The sequence below is a fragment of the Lentisphaerota bacterium genome (assembly GCA_016873675.1).
GTDB lineage: Bacteria > Verrucomicrobiota > Kiritimatiellia > RFP12 > JAAYNR01 > VGWG01.
The window spans coordinates 1-5,613 of the sequence record VGWG01000146.1 but is presented as its reverse complement, the minus strand read 5'-3'; the positions used below and the strand labels follow the sequence as shown (position 1 = coordinate 5,613).

Annotated in this window: 1 protein-coding gene; it reads right to left on the bottom strand. The window is 62.4% G+C overall.

Translation table 11 applies throughout. The features are described 5' to 3' along the window. Window positions 1-5,326: InlB B-repeat-containing protein (locus FJ222_11765; GenBank protein MBM4165099.1), on the bottom strand; the 5,326-nt coding region annotated here is incomplete at its 3' end. Window positions 5,327-5,613 lie beyond the last annotated feature (287 nt).

Here is a 5,613-nt window from a genome sequence, read left to right as displayed (position 1 = left end):
CGCCTGCTGTGGCGTTAATCCACAGTGTCGTGTCGTTGTCAGCCTCGGTTGCGGTCACAGGCTCGCCCAACATCCCGGCGGAGGAAACGGTGATCGAGGCGCTTCCATCTTCCGTGTCGCCGTCTTCTGCCGCCGCCAAGGTAACAGTCTGATACGTTCCCCAGTTATTAGTCGTGAAAATCAGGCTCGCGCCGGATTGGACTGTGATATCCGTCTCGCCCGATACGCGCGCCACGGTGACCGTCACGGTCCCGGACGGTTTCGCCGAAAGTTTCAATCGGAGCGTGTTCGTGCCGCCTTCCGGCACGCTCACTGCGCAAACATCGCTCATGATGGCAATGCCGTTGACGGTAACGGTCACTTCGCTGACAACCGCTTCCCCTCGGATATTGACCGCCGCAACGCCAAGAACATAGGTTCCCGGCGCGCTGAAAGTCACCGCGCTGTCAGGTGTACCCGGCGAAGTGAAGGCTGCCGTGCCGGGCCCGGATATCTGGCGCCACTCATATCTGAGGGGACCTGCGCCATTGGCGTCGCAGACCACCCCGACCGTGGTTGTGCACACCGGCAGGGTCACGGTGGCAGGACTGGCAAAGGCCGGAGTGACAATCACAGGCGCCCGATCGCCGCTGACCAGCCATTTGGCATACAGCGTCACGGCCGCATTCACGGTGTAAGCCGAGCCCAACACATAGTCGGCGCCCGTACCGCTCGCCTCGGTGTTCCAGCCGCCCAGGGCGTAGCCGCTCCGGACCAGAGCGCCCGTGTTGACGGCCAGCGCCAGCGACACGCCGTGGGTCTTGACCTGTGCCTCCGGAACCGCGCCGCCGCTCGCGCCATTGGCATCGTAGGTTACCGGATACGAGCCGGCCGTCCACTTCGCGTAAAGCGTCAACCCCACGTTGGCGGTGTAGGATGCGCCCACGGCATAGTCCGTGCCTGTGCCGTTCGCGGCGGTGTTCCAGCCAGCAAAACTGTAACCGGTCCTGACCAGGCTGCCTGTATTAGCCGCCAAGGTCAAGGTGACGCCGTACGTCTTAATCTGCGCGGATGGAACCGTGCCGCCGGTCGCGCCGTTGGCGTGGAAGATCACCGGGCACACCGCAGCCGGAATGACGTACCGAACGATCACAATCCCCGAGCCGCCGGCGCCACCGTTGTATGTGTAGGAATCCGGGTTGTTGGCCCCACCGCCACCATTACCCGTGTTTGCCGCGCCGGTCGCGCCATCGCCATCCGGATTCCCTTCGGATCCGCCATTGCCGCCCCCGGCATACGTCGCATTCACACCGCTGATTGACGATGATAGTCCAATTCCACCGGTCATGGATTGGACGGCAGGAGATCCGCCTGCGCCGCCGCCGCCGCCGCCCGAGGACGGATTGGATCGACCGTACGTGCCGTCGTGTCCTTGTCCGGGCGTGCCGGATCCGCCAAAGCCATTGTAGCTTCCATTGCCGCCGCCACTGCCGCCGGCACCGCCTGAGACGTTCGCATCCGAGATTCCTTTGCCGCCGCCAATGGCGACTGCGATGGTTCCAAGAGACGAATTGCCGCCATTGCGGCCGTCACCGCCACCCATTCCACCATTGCCGCCGGCGCCGACGACGATCGGGTAGATTTGCGCCACAACCGATGTCGAACCCGCAAGCATACCCCCTGCGCCGCCCCCACCGCTCCGGCGATTTTTAAAGCCGCTGCCGCCGCCAGCGCCAGCTACGACCAGATATTCCACCTGTCCGCTTGAACCGGTACTGCTCACGACAAAACCCTCTGTGTCAGGCATCCAACCAGGGGTTATGAATTTGTGCACCCGATACGCAAAACCGTTCGTTACAAAGTCGTACACTTCGTCCCCGCCGGAGGCCAGGATGCTATTCCACACGCCGCTGGCTGTCGCCGTGACCCAGACCGTCACCAAGTCGCCCGCCACGCCTTCACTGTCAATGGCCCGCGCAGTCAGAGTGTGCGTCCCCACCGGAACATTGCTCCAAACGCAGGAGTACGGCGCGCTCATGTCTTCGCCGAGCCGCACACCATCCCGATAAAACTCCACTTTGCTCACCGTCGCACCGAGCGCCGCAGAGGCCGCCGTGGCCGCCAGCGTCAGATTTGTTCCAGCCTTCACCGCGACGTGGCCGACAGGACTCTCGAACTCGCAAGTCGGCGGATGGGCGGCATCAACGCGGGCGAACTCAGCCTGAATGGTCGCGTCGCCGTCGAGGATCACGGTGGTGTTCGCGGAACGAGCGTCGGCAAAAGACGCCTGGCCACTGCGGACTTCCCAGCGGTCAAACCGGTAGCCGGTGTTGGCGCGCGCGGTGATCGCGACCGCCCACCCCTTTTTAACCACGAGCCTGCCGGAAGGCGTCACCGCCACACCGCCGATACCCGACCAACTCGTCAATTGACACTTGTTACCCTCGTACACGTGCAGGCGGGACGACACCAAGCCGGTCCCGGAGAACTCAATCTCGTCCTGACGGCTGACCTCACCGCCGCCGTGGTCGGTGGGGACCCGCCCCGGATCGTGTTCCGCGCAACCGAGCGTGACGGTCTGCCACTGACTCCAGTTCGCCGTGGTGAAGGTGAACGAGCTTTGCTGTACCCAAATGGCTGCATCCTTCATCTTCCGCCGGCTGACCGTCACGGTCCCGGAGGGCTGGGCCGAAAGCCTGATCCGCATGTTGGTCGTTCCGCCGGCCGGAACAGTAATGGACTGGCAGTCGCGCTCGATCGTGATCAACGCCGGCCCTGTGCTCCCGGCCAGAAACGTCGCCCGAACATCGCCGAGACCGCCTCCGGACACGTGGTCATAGTGCTTGATTATCGTGGTGATCGGCGCGCTGGGGTCGGCGATCGTCACGGGAGCTTCGTCGAAGGAAACTACCCAGCCGGTGAACCGGTAGCCAGGATTGGGGACCGCCGAAAGCGTGGTCGGCTCTCCCACGACACAGGTGGCTGCGCTGTCATTGGGCGTGACCATGCCGCCAGTGGCCGGATCCGGGCGGACATCCAGAGAGGCGTTCCTTTCGCCCTGCCAGACGCTTACCTCCGCGGTGCGATAACCTGGCGCGGTGAGGGTTAATGTATCGCCGGTTGACACTCTTGTCGGGGAGGCGGCATTGGCGATGGTAACGCTCTGCCATTCGTTCCAGTTGGCGGGTGTGAACGTCAGGCTGGCGCCGGACTGAACGCTGAGGCTCCAACCTCCGTTTTTTTCTAGCATGGTGGTGACCGTCACATTCCCGACGGGCGGCCCAGAAAGTCTGACCTTCAAGCTGGAGGCGCCATTTTCGGGCACGGTGAACCTCGTAAGCGATGTCTCGATAATGAGATCCTCTTCGGTTACGCCAACCGTCACATCGCTCAAACCGGGCGACGACAGGGTGATCGTTGCCGGACCGTCCACCGGCTTATCTGTGTTCTTGTTGTCCCATCCGTTATTGTCATAGTCCCGGGCGGCGGCCAGCGTCACAGGTTGATACAGGTTCCAGGTGGCCGGGGTGAAGAGCAGACTGCCGCCGGACTGCACGGTGATGCTGCTGTCGCCGCCCGTGCGCGCCGCTGTCACCGTCACATTCGATGCGGGCGGCGAAGAGAGCTTTACCAGGAAGTTCGCGGAGCGCGCTTCCGGCACGCTGAGCCAGCGAACGTCCGGCACAATGCCGACCTGGCCGCGGGTCGAGAAAGCGCCAGCGCTGTTATTGTAGTAACTGCCGACGGACGTTGTCTCCAGCCGGATCGCGCGCACCTGGTATATACCATTGCTGGGCGCCGGATCGGTCCAGGACGTGCCGGTCACAGGGGTTGTGGTCTGCCGTGTGAACGGGCCGGCCCGGCTCGCGCCGCGGTACACATGGTACCCGCTGAAACCGTCCGTGCCGGCATCAGGCGAGGCTGCCCACGAAAGTGTGTTGCCGACAATTGTCAGCCCGCTGGGCGGCGCGAGCATATGCATCCGCAACGTGGGGTCTCCGCACAGCCCGCGGTGAACAGATGGAGAGGAATGATAGTAAAGAGCGTAGTTGGCCGTGGCCAGTCGTTCGCTCGTTCCAAGCGTCTGCCCCAGTGCCATCCAATGGAAAAACCGGGTTGGACTGTACGAATAGACATGGGCCAGATTGGCGCCGGGGCTGTTCAGGGACGGTTTCAACACCGACGCTCCTGCATCGTAGTTCCAGGCGCCACTGCCGCCGGACATTCCAAACACAGACTGGTACTTGTGGCTCGCATAGCGCGACGGTGGCACCGAGTTGCCATAAGCCAGACCTTCGGCATGGTCCCAGAGCGACGGCGTCTGCTCAATACTCTCGAATCGCTTGTCGTCTACCCACTTGTCGCGGCCAACCCAGGTTTGCATCTTCCATTGGTCTTCCCACCAACCGCCACTGGACACGCCGCGTGTCTGGAAGGCGGTGAGGCGATTCCGGAAGGCGTGATGTTTGTTCAGATAACGCCGGAGCAATTCCACCTCGGAAAGCTGGAAGGACTCGTCGGCGTTCGACATATCCACACGCCCGACATCGAGTTTCATGCTTGCCGAAGAACCTCCGTAAAAACCGGTCCAGTCCACATTGGGCATGGAATAGTGGGTGTCATAATTCAGCCAGGTAGAAGACGTATGCCCGTCAGGGGACCCGCCAAGAACCTTCGGGAGCGCGACGCGTCCAAGCAGGAACACGCACTTGACGTTGTTCGAGTCGGACTGGTAGTCGTTCCGGATGATATTCTTGATCGCAATGACTTCCGTATTCGTGCAGGCCCAGTCTGGACTGCGGGGAACATCATGCCGCAGGATAGTCCAGCCGTCTCCCGCCAGATCCCATTCAAGCCGCTCGATCTCGCCGCTCAACGGGGCAACCATAGTGTTGTCAACCAGCAGGATCACCTTGCCGCGACTCTCAACCGGCGGCATGGCGATCCCGGAATAGATATAGCCATGTGCCTTGCCGTCGTCACCCATGGACTTGACGGTCTCGACATTGTACTCATAGCCCACACCCACAGCGACGTTGTCGTCAACAAATGTGGTGAAGGTATCATCGGCAAGCGTGGCATAGACGGCGCCCCAGGCTTTGTCCTCCATGCTCTTCCGGTAGATCTTGAAGCCGCCGGAATTCACTATTCGAGGCCAGTCCAGGGTGATGCGCGGCGGCGACTCCCGTACGGAGGCCATCACCTTGACCACCGCGGCCTCCCCGGCCAGCGCCCGGCCCGGCAGCAGCGCCGCCAGCGCGAGCCCCGCCAGAAGAAGGAGCAGGCTTCGCTGCCCGCTGTGATTGGTGGTTACCATTCGACCCATCCGTTCGTCGTGATCAGTCATAATGCCACACCTCCTGTTGCCGTCCGCCCTTACTGACATTGAGGATGCCCGTCGCGGCTCTGCCGCGCAGTTTCTTGCTGGCGCAACCTACCGACCCAAAGCCGGCGTCGGCAGCAGCCAGTTGTTAGCGCAATTTATCCACAAAAAAAGACCGATCCGCACAAGCCCTTCGTTTCGAAGTGATAAGAAATCGCTTTTCGGGCGGCGCGGGCACGCGCCCGCTGTGACCGGCCTGAAGGAGCGCTTGCATGGGGGAGAAGGTAGCAAAGACACGCTGGAGGGGTCAA